The sequence below is a fragment of the Gemmatimonadota bacterium genome, assembly GCA_016713785.1.
GTDB lineage: Bacteria > Gemmatimonadota > Gemmatimonadetes > Gemmatimonadales > GWC2-71-9 > JADJOM01.
Map to the genome: position 1 here is coordinate 99365 of JADJOM010000002.1, position 19046 is coordinate 118410.

The window sequence follows — 19046 nt, forward strand, 5'->3', positions numbered from 1 at the left end:
CCCGGTTGGCGGCGGAGATTCGACGGGTCCGCTTCCCGCTTCCTCTTTCTCCCTTCCCCCCCGCCCATGCCCCACCTCCAGCCCCGTACCGCCCCCTTCGACGTCTGCATCATCGGCTCCGGCGCCGGTGGCGGGATGGCCGCCTACATGCTGACCCGGGCCGGCGCGCGGGTCGCGCTGCTCGAGGCCGGCGACATGTGGGACAACACGAAGGACTCGGCCATGCTCACCTGGGCGCACCAGTCGCCCCGGCGGGGGGCGAGCACCCCGGAGCGCCCCTTCGGCGAGTTCGACGCCTGCATCGGGGGGTGGAACGTGCCGGGGGAGCCGTTCACCCGGGCGCCCGGCACCAGGTTCGACTGGTGGCGCGCGCGGATGCTTGGGGGCCGCACCAATCACTGGGGGCGGATCTCGCTCCGCTTCGGCCCCCACGACTTCAAGGGCAAGTCGCGCGACGGCCTGGGCGAGGACTGGCCCATCGGCTACGACGACCTCAAGCCCTGGTACGATGAAGTGGACCGCCTGGTGGGGATCTTCGGCAGCGTCGAGGGGCTGGAGAACCACCCCGACGGGATCTTCCTGCCGCCGCCCAGGCCCCGCTGCTGGGAGCTGCTGGTCAAGCAGGCGGCAGACGCGCACCGGGTCACCTGCATCCCCTCGCGGCTCTCGATCCTCACCCGGCCCCACAACGGACGGATGGGGTGCCACTACTGCGGCCAGTGCAACCGCGGCTGCTCGGTGAATGCCAACTTCAGCTCCACCAACGTGCTGGTGTTGCCGGCCCTGGAGACCGGCCGGCTCACGCTCATCACCGGCGCCATGGCGCGCGAGGTCACCCTCGACGCCCGCGGCCGCGCCGACGGCGTGCTGTACATCGACAAGGCCACCCGCACCGAGCGCCGGATCGACGCCCGGGTGGTGGTGCTCGCCGCGAGCGCCTGCGAGTCGGCGCGGATCCTGCTCAACTCGAAGTCGCCCCGCTTCCCGCAGGGCCTCGCCAACTCCAGCGGCACCGTGGGCAAGTACCTCACCGACACCACCGGCACCGACGTGGGCGGCTTCATCCCGCGCATGGTGGACCACGTGACCCACAACGAGGACGGCGTCGGTGGCGCCCACCTCTACATGCCGTGGTGGCTGGACAACCGGAAGCTCGACTTCCCCCGCGGCTATCACATCGAGATCTGGGGCGGCCTCGGCCAGCCGTCCTACGGCTTCATGGGCGGGATCCAGAACTACCCCGGCGGCGGCGGCTACGGCCGCCAGCTCAAGGACGACTACCGCCGCTACTACGGGGCCACCATCGGCTTCTCCGGCCGCGGCGAGCAGATCCCCAACGAGGACTGCTTCTGCGAGATCGACCCCGACGTGGTGGACCAGTTCGGCATCCCGGTGCTCCGCTTCCACTGGAAGTGGGCCGACCACGAGCTCAACCAGGTGAAGCACATGCAGGAGACCTTCCGCGCCCTCCTGGCCGAGATGGGGGGGGAGGTCTGGTCGTCGATGCCGACGAAGGAGCAGGGGTACGGCATCGCCAACGGCGGCGCGATCATCCACGAGCTGGGCTGCGTCCGGATGGGCGCCGACCCCGGGCGCTCGGTGCTCAACGCGCAGTGCCAGGCGTGGGACGTGAAGAACCTGTTCGTGGCCGATGGTGGCTCGTTCGTGTCGCAGGCGGACAAGAACCCCACCTGGACCATCCTGGCGCTCTCGATGCGCGCCAGCGACTACATCACCCAGGCGATGAAGCGGGGGGAGTTGTGAACGACGACGCGGTGGCTCGGCGGCTCGGCGCCTCGGAGCCGGAGCACCCCACCCGGCGCGAGGCCCTCGCGGCCCTCGCCGCGGTCCCCCTGGTGGCGGCGGGATTCTCCCCGGCGGAGGTGCACCGGGCCGCCACCGCCGCCCGTGAGGCCCTGCGCGCGGCAGCCTTCACCCCGGTGTTCTTCACGGACCACGAGTACGCCACCGTGCGGATGCTCGCGGAGCTCGTGATCCCGCGCGACGGCCGCTCCGGCGGCGCCCTCGACGCGGGGGTGCCGGAGTTCATGGATTTCATCCTCGACGAGAACAAGGGGATGCAGACCTGGATGCGGGGCGGGCTGGCCTGGCTCGACACCGAGGCGCGGGAGCGCTTCGGGCGGGCGTTCGGGGAGCTGGCCGACGCGCAGCGCCGCGCCATCCTCGACGACATCGCCTGGCCCAGGCGGGCCCGGCCGGAGCATTCGCAGGGCGTGGCGTTCTTCAACCGCTTCCGCGACCTCACCGCCTCCGGCTTCTTCTCGAGCGAGATCGGCGTGCGGGACCTGCGCTACCAGGGGAACGAGTTCGTGATGGAGTGGCAGGGCTGCCCGCCCGAGGCGCTCCGCAAGCTCGGCGTCAGCTACGACTGACGTGACGCCGGGGGAGCGGTCCTCCGCTCCCCCGGCGCCCTGCGACACCCGCTTCATCCCTCCCGCGCTACGGCTGGGCCTCCGCCACGTACACCTGCACCGAGGCCCCCGGGATCACCCAGACCAGGTCGTCCCGGCCGTCGCCGGTCACGTCGCCCACCAGCGTGGTGGCCTGGCTCCAGTTGGTGAGCGCCGGGTGCACCTGCTCCGCGGGGGAGATCTCCGGACGGCCGTCCGCCTTGCCCCGACCGGTCTGGACCTTGTTCGACGTGGCGCCGAGCTGGTTCCAGATGATGTCGGAGTAGCCGTCGCCGTCGATGTCGCCGACCTGCGCCGTGAAGCCGCCGCCGCTCTCCAGCGGGATGGCCAGGTACGGGTTGAGGTAGGTCCACCCGCCACTGCCATTGGCCAGCCCACCGTGCAGCGCTCGACCGCCGGAATTCACCGCGCTGGACCAGAACAGGTCGGTCCGCCCGTCGCCATTGAAGTCCCCGGTGATCCGCTGGTACGCCTGCCAGCAGCAGGGGGTGAAGTGCTGCTGTGCGCTCGACAGGGTGTAGGTGCGTCCGCCGGCGTTGAAGCGCCCGGTATAGGTCCAGTTGCCGGTGTTGGGGCCGACGGTGTTGAAGATCAGGTCCTGCCGGGCATTGTTGTCGATCTCGCCCACGAAAGCTGCGTACGCGCTCCACCCGCCCGGCGCCGGCTCGTAGTAGGTCTGGGACATGTCGAAGGTCCCGTCGCCGTTGGAGAAGTTCACGTAGGTACGGTTGGTGGCGCCGAGCTGGTTGAAGACCAGGTCGTCGTCGCCGTCCCCGTCGGTATCCAGGACAAACCACTGGTACGGGGTCCAGCCGCCCTCGGGCCGCTGCTGGGCGGCCGCGAACGTCCAGCCACTCCCGGTAGAGACGGCGACGTAGGTCTTGTTCAGCGCGCCACGATGATTCCACGCCACGTCGGCCTTGCCGTCGCCGTTGAAATCGCCGCTCTGGAACCCGTAGTTCCCCCACCCCTCGGCCGCGGTGTCGGGGTGGCTCACCACCACCGCCGCCGCGAACGTGCCGCTGGCCTGGCCCAGCGCGAAGGCCAGCTGGTTGCTGGTCACGCCACGGTGGTTCCACACCAGGTCCATCCTGCCGTCGTTATCGACGTCCACCAGCCGGGTCTCGAAGGGCGTGGCGACCGGCGCGGTGATGCTCTGCACCGGGTCGAAGAGGAACTGCCCCGGCAGGGTGCTGTACTCCTGGCAGGCCCGGATGCTGTAGTTGGTGGCCTCGGTGACCTTGGCGATGCTGCCGTCGCCCACGTTCTTGAACACGTACGACAGCGGCGCCGCGGTGCTGAACGGCGCGCTCTGCGTGAAGTACGCCCGCCAGTCGCCGCTCTGGATCATCGCGATGGTCGCGGAGTCGTTGCCGCCGATCGAGGTGATCGCGATCCGCGACCGCGACAGGATCTCGTGCTGCTGGGCCGAGAGGTCCAGCCCCGCCTGCCCGGTCACGAACTTGTAGGAAGCATTGAGCGTCGCCCGGATGTCGCTCTCGCTCGCCGTCGAGGTCAGCGTGAACATCATGCTGCGGCCGTAGGTCACCTGCGAAATGTAGATCGGCGGGTTGTCCTGCCCCATGAACCCGGCATCGATCTGCGCCTGCAGCTTCGCGGGCGTGAACTGGCTGGTGAACCACTGCGCCGGCGTCGGCGGCGCCGCCACCACCACGTCGTACATCCGCTGGTAGAACTGCACCGCCACCGTCGTCTCCGACGAGTTGCGGCTGGTGCTGCCGCTGGCCTTGGCGGAGAAGCCGAGGTACTTGCCGGAGAGCCCCGCCTGCAGCGCGAACTCCTTCTCGGAGTTGTAGGTCCGCATCTCGAAGGTGCTGGCGGTCGGTGCCTGCAGCCCCCCCGCGGTGTAGTTGCCCACGATGCTCCCGATGGCCTGCGCCACGTGCGCCTGGTCCACCGTGTCCACCGTGCGGAAGTTGCTCCCGGTGGGGAAGCTGAACCCCGGGATGGAGACATTGATCGGGGTCCGCTCCTTGACCGTGATCCCCTTGAGCGACCCCGCCTGCAGCGCGTGGCTCTTCCCCTGGATCAGCGCCCCCGGGAACAGGATGTCCTGGTCCGGGTTGTAGATCACGATCTGCTGCGGGTTCTTGCTCAGGGTGTACGGCACGTCGGTGCAGGCGTAGGCCACGTTGGTCCGCGTGGTCACCACGCCCGCCGTGTCCACGGTGGTCACGCTCGCGACCGTGTCCCGGATCGCGACCGGCGTCCGGGTGCTGTCCACCACCGAGTCGGTCACCACGCCGGGCGGCGCGTACTCGTCCCAGCTCGGCAGGCCGGCCAGGAACTCCCCCGCCGTCTCGCCGCCGCCGGGCCCGGTCCCGGGTTCGCTGCCGCCGCATCCCGCCAGCATGGCGGCAAGCGCCGCCCGGCCGGCCCAGCCTCTGATCGATCGTCCGCGCATCGTTCCTCCCTGGTCAGGCACCCCGCGCCCGCCGGCCCGGGCGGGCTGGATCGAAGGCCGGTTCACATCGAGGGGTGGTCAGACGTAGAGGCGACGATCAGGCGGCTTTTCCCTCACCGGGCGCAATGGACTCCGGGGGTGCGCCGGCGGGCAAGGCTGGAAGCTGTTGTCCGGCAGAGTGTTAAGGCTTCCTTTGTCCCCCTCGTTCAGCGCCCGTCGGCGGCAGGGGAAGGCGCTGGGACTCCGGGGAATCGGGGCGTCCCCAGGCCTCGTAGAGCGCCGCCAGCCGGCGCTCCGCCCGCTCGGTCCGCGACCCTGTGGCGCCATCGGTGACGAGCAGGATCCCGCGTGCCTCCACCAGCGCCGACTCGGCCGGCGAGAATCGTCGCAGCGCGGCCAGGGCGGCGCCGAGGTCGCTCAGCGCCTCCCCCACGTCGCGGTGGCCGGCGGGCAGCGCGTTGCGCCGGATGGCGAGGGCCCGGCGGAAGAAGGACTCCGCATCTGCAACGCGCCCCTGGCGCATCCTGACGAGTCCGAGACCCACCAGGGGATGCGCCCGGTTGGCGTGACCCCGGCGAAGCACCTGGTCCTGCAGCGCCAGCGCCTTCTGGAAGCTGGCGACCGCCGCATCGAAGCGGCCCGCGTCCAGCAGCGCGTAGCCAAGGTTGTTGTACCCGGCGGCCAGGCTGGGGTGCGGAGCGGCATAGGCGCGCGCGGTGACCCGCACGAACTCCTCGAAGACCGCCACCGCCCCGAGGGTGTCCCCCATGGCCTGCAACAGGAGGGCGTGGCTGTTGAGCGTGGTGGCGACCTCCGGGTGGGATTCCCCGAGCAGCGCCCGCCGGGTCGCGAGCGCCAGGCGATACAGCGAGTCCGCCTCGGCGTACCCCCCCTTGTCCCGGAGCAGCGCCGCGAGGTTCCGCTCGATGCTGGCCACCGCCAGGTGCCGCTCCCCATGCACGGCGCGGCCGGCGGCCAGCGCCTCGCGCAGGAGCGGCTCGGCCTCCGCGCTCTTGTCCATCCGCCGGAGCAGGCCGCCCAGCCGCGCCACCGACCGGACGATCGCGGGATCCTGGGGCGGGTACAGCCGCCGGTTGACCCGAAGCGCCTCCACCAGGAGGGATTCCGCGGCGGCGTACTCGCCGACGGTCTCGAGCAGGTACGCCAGGTGCGCCTGGGCCTCGGTGACCGAGGTATCCGCCGCACCGTAGAGCGCGGTTCGGGTCGCGAGGGCGCTCCGGATGAGCGGTTCGGCTCCCTTCACGTCCCCCAGATCCTGCCGGGTGATGCCGAGCAGCAGTTCGGTGGTGGCGGTCTCGGGGTGTGGGCCGCCGTACAGCCCCCGGTGAACCGCGAGCGAGCGCTCCAGGATGGGCCGGGCCCGATCAGACAATCCCAGGCTGCCGTAGACCGAGCCCATCACCCGGAGCATGGTGGCCTGCACCGCGGGCTGGCCGGCCAGGTCTTCATCGATGCGGGTGGAGGCCCGGTCCAGCAGCTCCCGCGCGGTGACGGTCTCGCCTCGGGCCACCGAGGGATCGGACACCTCGAACAGCTCCTGCAGGAATCCTGCGACCTCGGACGCCTTGGCGGCCTCCAGCCGGGCGCGGTCCCGCTCCGCGGCCAGCCGGGTCACGTACCAGACGGTCAGGGCGACCAGGGCGGCCAGCGCCAGTACCCCCGTCACCACCTCGCGGTGGTAGCGCCGCACGAACTTGCCCAGCCGGTAGCCGGCGCTCGCCGGCCGCGCGAGGACCGGCCGTCCGTCGAGGTGGCGCTCCAGGTCCTCGCGCAGCGCGGCCACGGTGGCGTAGCGCTCCACCGGCGTCTTGCCCATGGCACGGCCGACGATGGTGTCGAGGTCACCCGCCAGCGCGCCCGCCCAGGAGAGCCGGGCGCCGTCGCGGGCGCGCCGCGCCGCGGTACTGGGCCGTTCGGGTTCCGTCTCCGCCAGCACCCGCTCGACCTGCCCCGGCGTGAGCCCCCGCAGGTGGAACGGCTCCCTCCCAGCCAGCAGCCGGTACAGCACCACGCCGAGGGAGTAGACATCCGTCGCCATCGTGGCCCGGGCGCCACGCACCTGCTCCGGGCTGGCATAGGCCGGGGTGAGGGCCCGGAGCATCGTGGTCTCCTCACCGTCGGCGGAGGGATCCACCAGCGTGGCGATGCCGAAGTCGAGCAGCTTGGCCTCGCCCGCCTCGGTGACCATGATGTTGGAGGGCTTCAGGTCGCGGTGCACCACCAGGGCCTGGTGGGCGTGCTCCACGGCGCGGCAGACCTGCAGGAACAGCCGGAGCCGCTCCGGGAGCCCAAGGCCCTGCGTGTCGGCGAAGCGATCGATCGGGAGGCCGGCGATCCGCTCCATCACCAGGAACGGGGTGCCGTCGGGGGCGGCGCCGCCGTCGAGCAGGCGGGCGATCCCGGGATGCGTGAGGTCGGCGAGGATCTGGCGCTCGGCCCGGAACCGGGCCACCAGGGCGGGGTTGGCCAGGGCACCCTGGACGAACTTGATGGCGACCTCGGCACGATACTGCCGGTCCACCCGCTCCGCGAGGTAGACCCGCCCCATGCCACCATGGCCCAGTTCACCGGTGAGGCGGTAGGCGCCGACGACCTCGCCCACCCGCGAGGCGTCGGTCACGGCGACCAGCGCCTCGACCGCCGCGGAGATGCGGCCCTGCAGGAAGTCACCGCCGGAGCAGGCGGCATCGGCGTCGAGCAGCGCTTCGACCTCGCGCCGGAGCTCGGCGTCGCCGGCGCAGGCCTCGGTCAGCCAGGCACCGCGGCCCGCCGGCCCCCGGGCCAGCGCGGCCTCGAAGAGTGTCTCAACCCGGTTCCACGCGGCCGTCATTGGCCCCCGCCTCGCCAAGCTCCCGGTAGAGCCAGGCCCGCGCCAGACGCAGGTCCCGGTGCACCGTCGCGGGGGAGATCTCAAGCACCGCGGCGGCCTCGTCGTAGCTCAGGCCACCAAAGTAGAGCAGGTCGATGATCTGGGCCTTCCGCTGGTCAAGCGCCGAAAGGCGCCCCAGGGCCTCATCCAGGTCCACCAGGTCGGCGGGGCGGTCCGGCGCCGCCGCAAGATCCTCCTGCAGGCCCACCGCCACGAGGCCACCGCCGCGCTTGGAGCGGCCGCGCCCACGGGCATGGTCCACCAGCACCCGGCGCATCACCTGCGCCGCCACGGCGAAGAAGTGCCGCCGCCCCTCCCAGGCCACGTCCGCACCGACCAGCCGGAGGTAGGCCTCGTGCACCAATGCGGTGGTCTGGAGGGTGTGCCCCTCGGATTCGCCCCGCAGGTGGTGGCGTGCGAGCCGCTTCAGCTCCTCATAGAGAATGGGCATGAGCCGGTCCATCGCCCGGCTGTCGCCGCGCTTCCAGTCCAGCAGGAGCTGGGATACGTCCTCGGGGGGCGGTGCGCTCATCACCGGGTGGTGTCAGGGAACTGTGGCATGAGGGGATTTTCGCCAAGCTAGCGCTTGGTCTGGGGATGCGCCAATGGTCCGGGCCTGTCGCCGGGCTGGCGACGGCCCGCGGGCCGGTCCATACTCCCCTGACCCTCCACCCCGACCGAGGAGCCCGGCCCGCCGTGCCTCCTGCCGACCAACCCGCCTGGCGCCGCATCGAGGAGCTGTTCCATTCCGCCCTCGACCAGGAACCCGCCTCCCGCGAGCTGTGGCTCCGTGAGGTGACGGGGAACGACGAGGCCATCGTGTCCGAAGTGCTCGCGCTCCTGGCCGCCGACGGGGCGGCGCCCGGGGGCGGGCTGGTGAGCCGGGTGGTGGCCGAGGCGCTGGCCGCCTCATCCGATGCCGAGACCGCGGCGCAGTGGATCGGCCGCGCGGTCGGGCCCTACCGGCTCGAGGCGGAACTGGGCCACGGCGGGATGGGCACGGTGTACCTCGCCTCCCGCAGCGACGACGCCTACCGTGCGCGGGTGGCCATCAAGTTCGTGCGCGGGGGCATCGCCGGACCCGAGCTGCTCCGCCGCCTCAGGGCCGAGCGGCAGATCCTCGCGGACCTGGCGCACCCGAACATCGCACGGCTGCTCGATGGCGGCACCGCGGACGACGGGACGCCGTATATCGTCATGGAGCATATCGAGGGGCTGCCGGTGGACCGCTACGCCGCGGACCGGCGGCTGGACCTCGGAGCCCGGGTGCGCCTGCTGCTCCGGATCTCTGCGGCGGTGCAGTTTGCCCACCAGGCGCTCGTGGTGCACCGCGACCTCAAGCCCGCCAACATCCTGGTCACCGCCGACGGCACACCGAAGCTGGTGGACTTCGGCATCGCCAAGGTGCTCGATGCCGCCGGCGGCGAGGAGACGCTCACCGGCCTCGTCGCGATGACCCCCGCCTACGCCAGCCCCGAGCAGGTGCGGGGGCAGCGGATCACCGTCGCCACCGATATCTACTCGCTCGGCGTCGTCACCTACCAGCTGCTCGCCGGCCGCCTGCCGCTCCCGGTGGAGCCGGGGACACCGCTGATCGAGCTGGCCCGGCGGGTGGAGCAGGTGGAACCGCCGAAGCCAAGCGCGGTGGCCACCGGCCCCGCCGTCGCCTGGCGCGAGGCGCTGGCGGGCGACCTCGACGCCATCCTGCTCAAGGCCCTCGCCAAGGAGCCGGAGCGGCGCTACGCCTCGGTAGAGCAGTTCGCCGCCGACCTGGCGCGGTGGCGCGACCGCGAGCCGGTGCTGGCACGGCCCGCCGGCGCCGGCTATCGCTTCCGCCGGTTCGTGGCCCGGCACCGCCTCGCCGCCGTGGCGGTGACGCTGGTGGTGGTCTCCCTCGCCGTCGGCCTCGGCGTGGCGCTGTGGCAGCGGGGCCAGGCCGAGCATGCCCGGGCGGAGACGGCGGCAACCCTGGCCCGCGCCAACGCCACCCGCGACTTCCTCATCGGCCTGTTCCAGGCCAGCAACCCGCTCACCAACCAGGGCACGGACCTCACCGCCAGCGCCCTGCTGGCCAAGGGGATCGCGCAGGTGGATTCGCTCGCGGACCAGCCGGCCCTGCAGGGGGACCTGCTGCAGCAGCTGGGCCGCATCGAGGCCGCCCGGGGCGACTACCGCCAGTCGGTGGAACTGCTGCGCCGGGCCATCGCGGCCCACCAGCGCGCCGGCAGCTCCGACTCGCTGCTGTACGACATCTACTCGGCGCTGGGCAACTCCATGCACGACCTGGGCTGGCCCGACTCCGCCGCCGCCGTTTGGCAGCACGCGGTGGAGATCGGGCTCCGGTACCGGAGCGCGGACGACCCCGATCTCGCCGGTGTCATGGGCAACCTCGGGATCGCCTACTCCCGCATGGGACTGCTGGCAAAGGCGGAGTCCACCTACCTGCGGCAGATCGCCATCGAGCGGCGCGCCTTCGACTCCATGGACACCAATCGTGCCTACGCCCTCAACAACCTCGGCCTGCTCTACGCCAACGCCGGCCGCTTCGCCGAGGCGGAGCCGGTCCTGCGCGAGAACCTGAAGGTGATGCAGGCCGCCTGGGGCGACACCATCGCCACCGTCGGCTTCGGCTACGACAACCTGGGCGTGATGCTGCGGGAGGCGGGGCGCTACGACGAGGCGGAGCCGATCCTGCGCCGCGGACTGGCCATCCGGGAGAAGCTCCTCGGGCCGACGCACCGCTTCACCGGCGAGTCGTACTCGGGGCTCGGCAAGCTCCTCGCGCAGCGCGGCCGCGGGAGCGATTACGTCGAGGCCGACTCGATGCTGCATCACGCGCTCGCGATCCTGCGCGGCGCCCTCGACCCGGACCACCCGACGATCGCCTACGTGACCCAGGCGCTGGGCAACCTGGCCTACAACCGGGGCCGGCTGCCGGAGGCGGAGCGCTGGTTCCGGCAGACGCTGGCACAACGGCAGCGGGGGCAGGCGCGGGACAACCCGGCGGTGACGGTGCAGACCCTCACCGCCCTGGGACATACCCTGCGCGACGAGGGCTCCGCCGAGGCGGCGGCGATCTTCCGCCGTGCCGACTCCCTGGCGACGGCACGGCTCGAGCCCGGCAATCCCTTCGGCCGCCGGGCCGAGATCGGCCTTGCGCTGGTGCTGGCCGACAGTGGTCCGCGGCACGCCGCCGACTCGCTGTTTGCCGACGGGATGCAGGTGCTGGCCGCGCGCATCGGCGCGGCGCATCCCTACGTGCTGCGCAACTGCCGCCGCGGGGCGGCGGTGGGCCTCCGCGCCGCGCCTCCCTGCCCCTGACGCGGCCCGGGCACCGCCGCCTGCTCCGGGACATCCAGCGCCTGCAGGAACTGCAGCACCGCGATCTCCTCCCGGCGGAGCGCCGCGGTGGGCCGCTCCCGGCGGGCCGCCGGCGGGGCCGGCGGCGAAGCGGTGCGTCCCTCGCGATAGGCCTGGAGCACCCCGGGGTGCACGTAGTACTGGCGGCAGACCGTGCGGGTGTTGCCGAGGCGGGTGGCCACCGCGTCGAGGGCGGCGAGGATGCGGCGCTCCGCGTCGGTGGCGGAGGCGGGCGCCCCGGCGGCGCGCAGTTCCCGCACGGCCAGCATGGTCCCGGCCCAGGTGCGGAAATCCTTGGCGGTGATCCCCGGGCCGGCGATCTCGCGCAGGTAGTCGTTGACGTCGCCGGAGGAGACCGTCTGCCGGCGGCCCGCCGGGTCGAGGTACTGGAACAGCTCCTGCCCGGGCAGGTCCTGGCAGCACTGGATGATCCGCGCCACGCGGCGATCATTCAGGGTGATGGTGTGCTGCACCCCGCTCTTGCCCCGGAAGCTGAAGCGCAGCTGGTCGCCCGTCACCTTCACGTGCCGGCCCCGCAGCGTGGTCAGCCCGAAGGACCGGTTGGTCCGGGCATACTCGTCGTTGCCCACCCGCACCAGGGTCCGGTCCAGCAGCCGCACCACGGTGGCGAGGATCTGGCGCCTGGAGAGGTCGCGGGCGCCGAGGTCCCGCTCCACCCGCTCGCGCACCGCCGGCAGGCGCTCGCTGAAGGTGAGGATCCGGCGGAACTTGGAGTGGTCCCGGGTGGCGCGGTAGGCGGGGTGATAGCGATACTGCTTGCGGCCCCGGTCGTCGCGGGCGGTCACCTGGATGTGGCCCGCCGGGTCGGGACAGATCCAGACATCGGTCCACGCCGGCGGAATCGCCAGCCGGAGCAGGCGGCGGCGCTCGGCCCGGTCGGTGACCAGGCCGCCGTCGGGGGTGTAGAAGGCCCATCCGGTCCCGACGCGCTTCCGCCGGATGCCCCGGAAGGCATCGGTGACGTAGACCAGCCCTGCCCGGTCCGCCGACTCGCGATGCTCGTGGTGACGACTGGAGGCCATGGGCCTCCAAGTTGGTCGCCCCCGGCCGCTTTGCGCCAGCCCGGGCGCCTCACAACCTCCCCGAGGTGTCCGTGACGCTTCCCCGCCGCGACTTCCTCCACCTGGCCTCCGGCGCCCTCGCCGGCCTCGGTGCCGGGGTTCCGTTTCCCGTGCCCCGCGTCCCGCGCCCCCTCCCGCCTGGCCGGCCGCGGCCCACCGCCGCCCAGCTCGCCTGGCAGCGGGACGAGTGGGCCATGTTCATCCACTTCGGCGTCAACACCTTCTCCGATCGCGAGTGGGGCGACGGCCGGGAGGATCCCGCCAGCTTCACCCCGGCCGCGCTCGACGCCCGGCAGTGGGCCCGCGCCGCGCGCGCCGCCGGGTTCCGGGCCATGATCCTCACCGCCAAGCACCACGACGGCTTCTGCCTCTGGCCCACCGCCACCACCCGCCACGGCGTGGTGTCGAGCCCGTTCCGCGGCGGCCAGGGCGACGTGGTGCGCGAGTTCGTGGACGCCTGCCGCGCCGAGGGGCTGCGGCCGGGGCTCTATCTCTCGCCGTGGGACCGCAACGCCGCCGTCTACGGGGACTCCCCCCGCTACAACGACTTCTACTGCGACCAGCTCACCGAGCTGCTCACCCGCTATGGCCCGCTGGCGGAGGTCTGGTTCGACGGCGCCAACGGCGAGGGCCCCAACGGCCGCCGCCAGGTGTACGACTGGCCCCGCGTCTTCGGGCTGGTGCGCCGGCTGCAGCCTGAGGCGGTGATGTTCTCCGATGCCGGCCCCGACGTCCGCTGGATCGGCAACGAGACCGGCTCGGCCGGCGATCCCAACTGGTCCACCGTGGACCCCGCCGCCGTCCCCTATCCCGGCGCCGAGGGCGAGCGCGTCATCGCCATGCTGCAGCACGGGGACCCCGCCGGCTCCATCTGGCGCCCTGGCGAGACCGACGTGTCCATCCGGCCGGGGTGGTTCCATCACCCCGCCGAAGATGCGCGGGTCAAATCCGTGGCCGCGCTCGAGGCGATCCACTGCACCTCAGTGGGCCGGAACTCCAAGCTGCTCCTGAACGTCCCGCCTACCCGCGAAGGCCTCCTCCATCAGACGGACGTGGCCCGGCTCACGGCGCTCCGCGCCCGGATCGACGGCCTCTTTGCCGAGGACCTTTCGCGGCACGCCACCCGACGCTGGACCGCGACCGGCCCCACCACCGGCCGGCTCGAGCTGGAGCTGCCCCGCCCGGTCACCGTGAACCTGGTGGCCCTGGGCGAGGCCATCGAACTGGGCCAGTGCGTGGCGCGGTTCCGGCTGGAGGGCAGCCCGGATGGGCGGGCCTGGACCCCGCTCGCCGCGGGCCAGACCATCGGCTACCGGAAGCTCGACCGCTGCCCCCCGACCCTGGTCCGGCGGGTCCGCTTGTCTATTGATGATGGGCTGGACCAGCCACGCATCACCCAGCTGGCCCTGTTTCACGACGTTTCAGCTTGACACTTCCGGGGACGGCCACCGTATTGGAGCCGTCCCCATTGGAGTCGCCCTCATGTTGAAGCCGTTCGTGACCCTGGCCGCCGCGGCGGCCGTCGGCGTGGTGCTGTGGAAGCTGCTCGGTCTCCTGCTGCTGCCGCTGGTCGGCATCGCGCTCGGCCTGTTCATCACGGTGCTCAAGTTTGCCTTCGTGGGCGCGGCGTTATTCTTCGCGCTCTGGCTGTTCCGCCGCATCACCCGGGACAGCACCAGCACGGCCTGACTCCCCTGACGGCGGACCGTCACGCGTGACCCTTCGCCGGACCCTGCTCCTCTCGCACCTCGTCATCGGCTGCCTCCTGGCGCCGGTGCTCGTGGTGCTGGGCCTCACCGGCGCCATCCTCGCGGTGCAGCCGGAACTCGAGGATGCCTCCAATGCCCTGCTGACCGGCGTCGAGCCGGGTGGCCCCCGCCTGCCGCTCGTGGAGCTGACGGCCCGGCTGCAGGCCGCCTACCCGGGGGCCACGCTCCAGGGCGTGCGCTTCCCCGAGCGGCCGGACCGGGCCCTCCGGATCACGCTGCATCGTCCGGACGGCACCGACGCCGACCTGCTCGTCGACCCCTACCACGGCGTGGTCCTCGGCACCGGCGAGGAGTACTGGTCGCTGCGGCCGGTGCAGGTCTTCCACACCCGGTTCGGGCTCGATCGCTACGGCGCCGCCATCGCGGCCTGGAGCGCGGTCGGGCTCATCTTCCTCTCGCTGAGCGGCATGATCCTCTGGTGGCCGGGGAAGATCCTCTCGATTGTCCGCACCGGCTCCTCGCGGCGGATCCTGCTGCACCTCCACAGCGCCCTGGCCGCCTGGTCGTGGATCGCCCTGATGTGCTTCGGGGTGACTGCCGCGGGGCTGTACTGGCAGACCCCGGCGTACAACACTCTGGCGCGGCTCACCGGCGCCGGACCGATCCCCGATGGCTCCGGGCTGTCCCCCGCGACGTGTCCCGCCGACAGTGCAGCGGGATTCGACCGGCTGGTCCAGGCCGCGACCGCGGCCCAGCCGGGTGCCTCCCTGACCTGGATCGAGGCGGGGAGGGCCGCGGGTACTCCCATCAGGGTGGCCATGCGCCACCCCGGCGACCGCACGCCGGCCGGCCGGACCACGGTCTTCCTCGACCCGTGCACCGCCACCGTCCTGGCCCAGATCGCCACCCCGACGGCGCCCCTCGCCTACCGGGTGGTGCGCCAGTGGACCCGGGAGCTGCACACCGGCGACCTCTGGGGCTGGCCCACGCGCACCCTCGCGTTCCTGTTTTCGGTCACCCTGCCGGTGGTGGCGCTGAGCGGTCCGCTGCTCTGGTGGAAGGGGCGCCGGAAGGGCACCTAGGTCGGTGGCGGCGGGTGCGCGTGCCCGCCGTGCGCGGCGACCGCCCGCGCGCGTATCTTCTCCCCATGTCGCGCCCCGTCCCCGAACTCCTCGCCCCCGCCGGCACCCTCGATGCCGTGCGCGCCGCGCTCGCCAATGGCGCCAACGCGGTGTACCTGGGCGCCGAGCGCTTCAACGCCCGGGACGACGGCGCGCAGCTCACCCTCGATGAGGTCGGCGAGGCCTGTCGCCTGGCGCACGCCCGCGGCGCCCGGGTGTACCTCACCTTCAACATCCTGTTCAAGCCCGCCGAGCTGGCCGACGCGCTGGCCCACCTGGGCGAGTGCGTCGACCGCGGCATCGACGCGGCCATCGTGCAGGACCTCGGGGCCGTCCGGCTGATCCGCCAGCTCTATCCCGCGCTCGAGATCCACGGCTCCACCCAGATGACGGTGCACGACGCCGCCGGCGCCCGGGTGCTGGAGGGGCTGGGCGTGGACCGGGTGGTGCTGGCGCGGGAGAACACGCTGGAGGACATCCGCGCCATCCGCGCCGCGGTCCCGGACCTCGGCCTGGAGAGCTTCATCCACGGGGCGCTCTGCATCGCCTATTCGGGGCAGTGCTACATGTCGGGGATGATCTCGGAGCGGAGCGCCAATCGCGGCGCCTGCGCCCAGAGCTGCCGCAAGGACTACGTCCTCGCCGACGCCGCCACCGGCGCGGAGCTCGACCGGGGTTACCTCATCAGCGCCAAGGACCTGGCGGCGGGCGAGCACCTCGACGCCATCGCGGAGGCGGGGATCGGCTGCCTCAAGATCGAGGGGCGCAAGAAGAAGCCCGAGTACGTGGCCACCGTCACCCGCACCTACCGCGACTTCCTCGACCGCCTGGGCACCGGGCAGTGGGTGCCGCCCACCGAGGCGGAGGTGCAGCCGCTGGTGCAGATCTTCTCGCGCGGCTTCACCGGCGGGATGTATGGCGGGCGCGCGGGGCGCGACTACATCACCCGCGACCAGCCGGACAATCGTGGAATGGTGCTGGGCCGGGTGAGCGGACACGACGGCCGTGACCTGCTCCTGACCGTCACCCAGCCGGTGGCGGTGGGCGATGGCCTCGGCTTCGAGCATCCCGCGGGCGCCCAGAAGGGAAACACCGGCTTCAGCGTGACGCGGGTGCGCACCCTGGGCCAGCGCGGCGGGCGGATCACCCTCGCCATCCCGGCCGTAACGGACGTGCCCGAAGGCTGGGTGGTGGTCCGGTCCTCCCAGGCCGAGCTGCTGGAGCGGGCGCGCGCCTCCTTTGCCGCGGTGGAGCGGCATCCGCCGCTGCCCCGCACGCCGCTCACCCTGGCCGTCGCCGGGGCGGCGGGCACGCCCCTCACCCTCACCGCCACCGCCACCGCCACCGCCGACCACGAGACCGTCACGGTCGAGAGCGCCATCCGGCTGGCCCCGGCGGGGAAGCATCCCCTCGATGACGCCAGGCTGCGCGAGCAGCTCGGCCGGCTGGGCGAGACTCCCTTTGTGCTCGGCGCGCTGGATCTGGCGGGGCTCGCGGACGGGCTCTTCCTGCCGGTGAGCGCCATCAACGAGCTGCGGCAGGCGGCGGTGGCGGAGCTGGTGCAGCGGCGGGACTGGGCCGAGCAGGCCCGGCTGGCCGCGCGCACGGCGGCGATCACCACCGCGGTGCAGGGGGATTCGGTGGCCGAGCCGCCAAGCCGCCGAGCCGCGACCGAGCCCCCTCCGGGAGCGCGTGAGCGCGACCCGGGGGCGAGGGAGTCCTTCAGGGCCGAGCCGCCGAGCCTCACCGCCGAGGTCTGGCGGATCGAGGATGCGCGGATCGCGGCGGGGGCGGGCGCCACGGAGGTGGCGCTCGACGTCTTCCTGCGGCATCCCACGCCGCCCGTGTCGCGGGTGCGCAAGCTGGCGGAGGACCTGGCGTCGGGCGGCATCGGATTCCGGCTGCGCACCCCGACGATCGTGCGGCCGGAGGAACGGAAGACGGTGGACAAGTGGCTCGCGCTCGGGCTGCCGCTGGTGAGCGGGCACCTGGGGCTGGTGGCGGAGCTGGCGGGGGCGGGGCGCGACGTGGTGGCCGACTACGCCGTGAACTGCTTCAACCCGCACACGGCGGCGGAGCTGTTCCGGATGGGCGCCCGGCGGATCGTGCCGTCCATCGAGCTGACGGGCGAGGAGCTGGCGCAGGTGGCCGCGCCCTGGGGCGGGCGGGGGTTCGAGGTGTTCGTGCACGGCCGGCCGGAGGGGATGACGCTGGAGCACTGCGTGCTCTCGGCGGCCTTCGAGCGGGAGGCCACCACCTGCCGCGACCTCTGCGTGCAGCTGCACCCCGACGTGGAGCTGACGGACCCGGCGGGCTACGTCTTCCCGGTGGCCACCGACTCCGCCTGCCGCAACCGGCTGCTGCACTCCCGGCCGGTGAGCGGCGGCCAGTACCTGCCGGCGCTGTGGCGGGCCGGCTTCCGCGCCTACCGGATGGTCTTCAACGTCCCCGGCGACCCGGTGGCGGAGGTGACCCGCGCCTGGCGCGGGGCGCTCGACGCGCTGGGCCGCGGCGCCGCGCCCGACCTCGAGGCCATCCGCGAGGTGACCGGCCGCGCCTTCACCCGCGGGCACTTCGCGCGCGCGGTCTAGCCGCCCGCGGCGGCCCTACCGGCCCCGCTTCCCCGCCGCCACCACGTCGTCCTTCTCCCCCCGCAGTTCGAAGGTCCTGGCGCGCCCCGCCGCCGGCCCGAACTCGAAGGTCATGCCGTCCATGATCTCGTACAGCGCGCCGTCCTTGATGAGCCCCATGCTGAACCAGCGGTCGTGGGTGGGGATCAGCAGGAACGGCTCGGCATCGGGCCAGGGGTCCTTGAGCCAGTCCCCGTGCAGCGCGCCGTCGCGGTGGGTGAGCGCAAAGGCGATGGTGACGGTGGTGTCGCCCCAGTCCGGGTTGCGCCAGTGCATCTCCCAGGTGCCGAGGTAGGGGGAGATCTCCGCCGAGGTGAGCTCCAGCCGGTAACTGGGCGGCACCTCGATGCGCAGCGGCACCCGGATGGTGCCCCACTGCATGGCCAGCGTGGCGCCCGCCAGCCGCACCTCCGGGAAGCCGAAGGTGAGCACCTCGGTGAAGGGCGCCGTCTCGGGGGTCACGTCGAACCGGACCTGCTCCGGGGTCGAGTCGGGGTGCCGGGTGTGGAACATCCGCGCCCGCGGGTCGAACACCACGGTCCAGGTCTCGGGCCGCACCACCATCCACACCGAGTACTTCCCCTTGGCCAGGGCGTGGCCGTTCACCGACACGTCCTTGCCCACCTCGAGCGTCGTGGCCCAGTTGGCGCCGGGGGTCCAGACCTCGTCCCACTTCACCTCGCCCCCGAACAGCGCCTCGCGCCCGCGGGCCCGGGGCCGGGAGTACTCGACGGAGATCACCGTCCCGTCGATCGTCTGGCTGACCGAGGCCGGCTCACTCGCCTTGACCTGGCCGGCCACCGGGGGAAGGGCGAGGGCGCAGAGCAGCAGCCCCGTCGCGGCGTGACGGGCAAGCGGGAGCGGCATCAGGCGTCCCCGTAGCGGGCGTCGATGGCGGCGCGGATCGCGTCGAGCGATTCGCCCGCGCGGTGCAGCCGGTGGGCCAGGCTGGCCTGGCCCTGGCAGATGTCGCAGTAGCGGGACATCGCCTCGCCTTCGTAGCAGGAGAGCAGCGAGTAGAAGGTGGGCGGGTCGGTGCACTGGCAGTGGCAGCGGATGCCGTCGACGATCTCGGGAATCTCGCGGACCTTGTCGAACAGCGGGATGAGGTCGGGCGTGGTAGCCAGCTGGTCGGCGGTCCAGACCCGGGCGGCCGTGATGCCGGCCCGTGGCACCGGGTGCGGACCCAGGACCCGTCGCGGCGCGCCGCACCAGGTGCTGAGGGCGGCCGCACGCCGCGGGGCCGGGCGGAAGAAGGGCAGCAGCGCCACGCCGGCGATCGTCGCCACGAACAGGCGGCGCGGCTGCGGCCCGGCGAGGGGCAAGGGAAGGCGCATGGGACCCTCGGCGTTCAGGAGTGGCGACCGGATGCTGCAAGGTACCGGCGGGCCGGGGAG

The 19046-nt window shown here is 72.7% G+C and carries 13 protein-coding genes; 7 read left to right on the top strand and 6 right to left on the bottom strand.

Annotation, left to right across the window (positions count from 1 at the left end; genetic code table 11):
* The first annotated feature begins 66 nt into the window (after positions 1-66).
* Positions 67-1764: a GMC family oxidoreductase gene (locus IPJ95_04850; protein MBK7922949.1), complete on the top strand. Its 1698-nt coding sequence runs from the start codon at positions 67-69 to the stop codon at positions 1762-1764.
* Entirely contained in the window at positions 1761-2393 is a 633-nt protein-coding gene (locus IPJ95_04855) for a gluconate 2-dehydrogenase subunit 3 family protein (GenBank protein ID MBK7922950.1), read from the top strand. Before IPJ95_04850 ends, IPJ95_04855 begins: the two co-directional genes overlap by 4 nt.
* Before the next feature lie 67 nt (positions 2394-2460).
* Here the strand turns inward: IPJ95_04855 and IPJ95_04860 are convergent, their stop codons facing one another.
* The 3 genes from IPJ95_04860 to IPJ95_04870 form a co-directional block, all read right to left on the bottom strand.
* The gene (locus tag IPJ95_04860) at positions 2461-4857 is read right to left on the bottom strand and encodes a thiol-activated cytolysin family protein (protein MBK7922951.1); all 2397 of its coding nucleotides are present in this window, start codon (positions 4855-4857) and stop codon (positions 2461-2463) included.
* Positions 4858-5038: 181 nt separating this feature from the next.
* The gene (locus IPJ95_04865) at positions 5039-7708 is read right to left on the bottom strand and encodes a serine/threonine protein kinase (protein ID MBK7922952.1); all 2670 of its coding nucleotides are present in this window, start codon (positions 7706-7708) and stop codon (positions 5039-5041) included.
* A complete protein-coding gene (locus tag IPJ95_04870; protein MBK7922953.1) occupies positions 7683-8279 on the bottom strand; it encodes a sigma-70 family RNA polymerase sigma factor in 597 nt (198 codons plus the stop codon). Before IPJ95_04870 ends, IPJ95_04865 begins: the two co-directional genes overlap by 26 nt.
* Positions 8280-8443: 164 nt before the next feature.
* On the opposite strand from IPJ95_04870, the gene IPJ95_04875 reads away from it, so the two are divergent.
* Positions 8444-11068 (top strand): serine/threonine protein kinase, encoded by a 2625-nt coding sequence (locus IPJ95_04875; GenBank protein ID MBK7922954.1) that lies wholly within the window; start codon positions 8444-8446, stop codon positions 11066-11068.
* On the opposite strand, the gene IPJ95_04880 is transcribed toward IPJ95_04875, so the two are convergent.
* Positions 11002-12150, bottom strand: a complete 1149-nt coding sequence (locus IPJ95_04880; GenBank protein MBK7922955.1) for a DNA topoisomerase IB — start codon at positions 12148-12150, stop codon at positions 11002-11004. The genes IPJ95_04875 and IPJ95_04880 overlap by 67 nt on opposite strands.
* Positions 12151-12221: 71 nt before the next feature.
* Between IPJ95_04880 and IPJ95_04885 the strand changes: the two genes are divergently transcribed.
* The 4 genes from IPJ95_04885 to IPJ95_04900 all read left to right on the top strand — a co-directional run bounded on the left by IPJ95_04885 (position 12222) and on the right by IPJ95_04900 (position 17610).
* A complete protein-coding gene (locus tag IPJ95_04885) occupies positions 12222-13619 on the top strand; it encodes an alpha-L-fucosidase (GenBank protein ID MBK7922956.1) in 1398 nt (465 codons plus the stop codon).
* A 52-nt stretch (positions 13620-13671) separates the two neighbouring features.
* Positions 13672-13878 (top strand): hypothetical protein, encoded by a 207-nt coding sequence (locus IPJ95_04890; protein ID MBK7922957.1) that lies wholly within the window; start codon positions 13672-13674, stop codon positions 13876-13878.
* 25 nt (positions 13879-13903) lie between these two features.
* A complete protein-coding gene (locus IPJ95_04895) occupies positions 13904-14980 on the top strand; it encodes a PepSY domain-containing protein (GenBank protein ID MBK7922958.1) in 1077 nt (358 codons plus the stop codon).
* Between the two features lie 65 nt (positions 14981-15045).
* Positions 15046-17610: a U32 family peptidase gene (locus IPJ95_04900; protein MBK7922959.1), complete on the top strand. Its 2565-nt coding sequence runs from the start codon at positions 15046-15048 to the stop codon at positions 17608-17610.
* 15 nt (positions 17611-17625) lie between these two features.
* Here the strand turns inward: IPJ95_04900 and IPJ95_04905 are convergent, their stop codons facing one another.
* A complete protein-coding gene (locus IPJ95_04905) occupies positions 17626-18516 on the bottom strand; it encodes a DUF2911 domain-containing protein (protein MBK7922960.1) in 891 nt (296 codons plus the stop codon).
* Positions 18516-18986, bottom strand: a complete 471-nt coding sequence (locus tag IPJ95_04910; protein ID MBK7922961.1) for a hypothetical protein — start codon at positions 18984-18986, stop codon at positions 18516-18518. Before IPJ95_04910 ends, IPJ95_04905 begins: the two co-directional genes overlap by 1 nt.
* Positions 18987-19046: the final 60 nt, after the last annotated feature.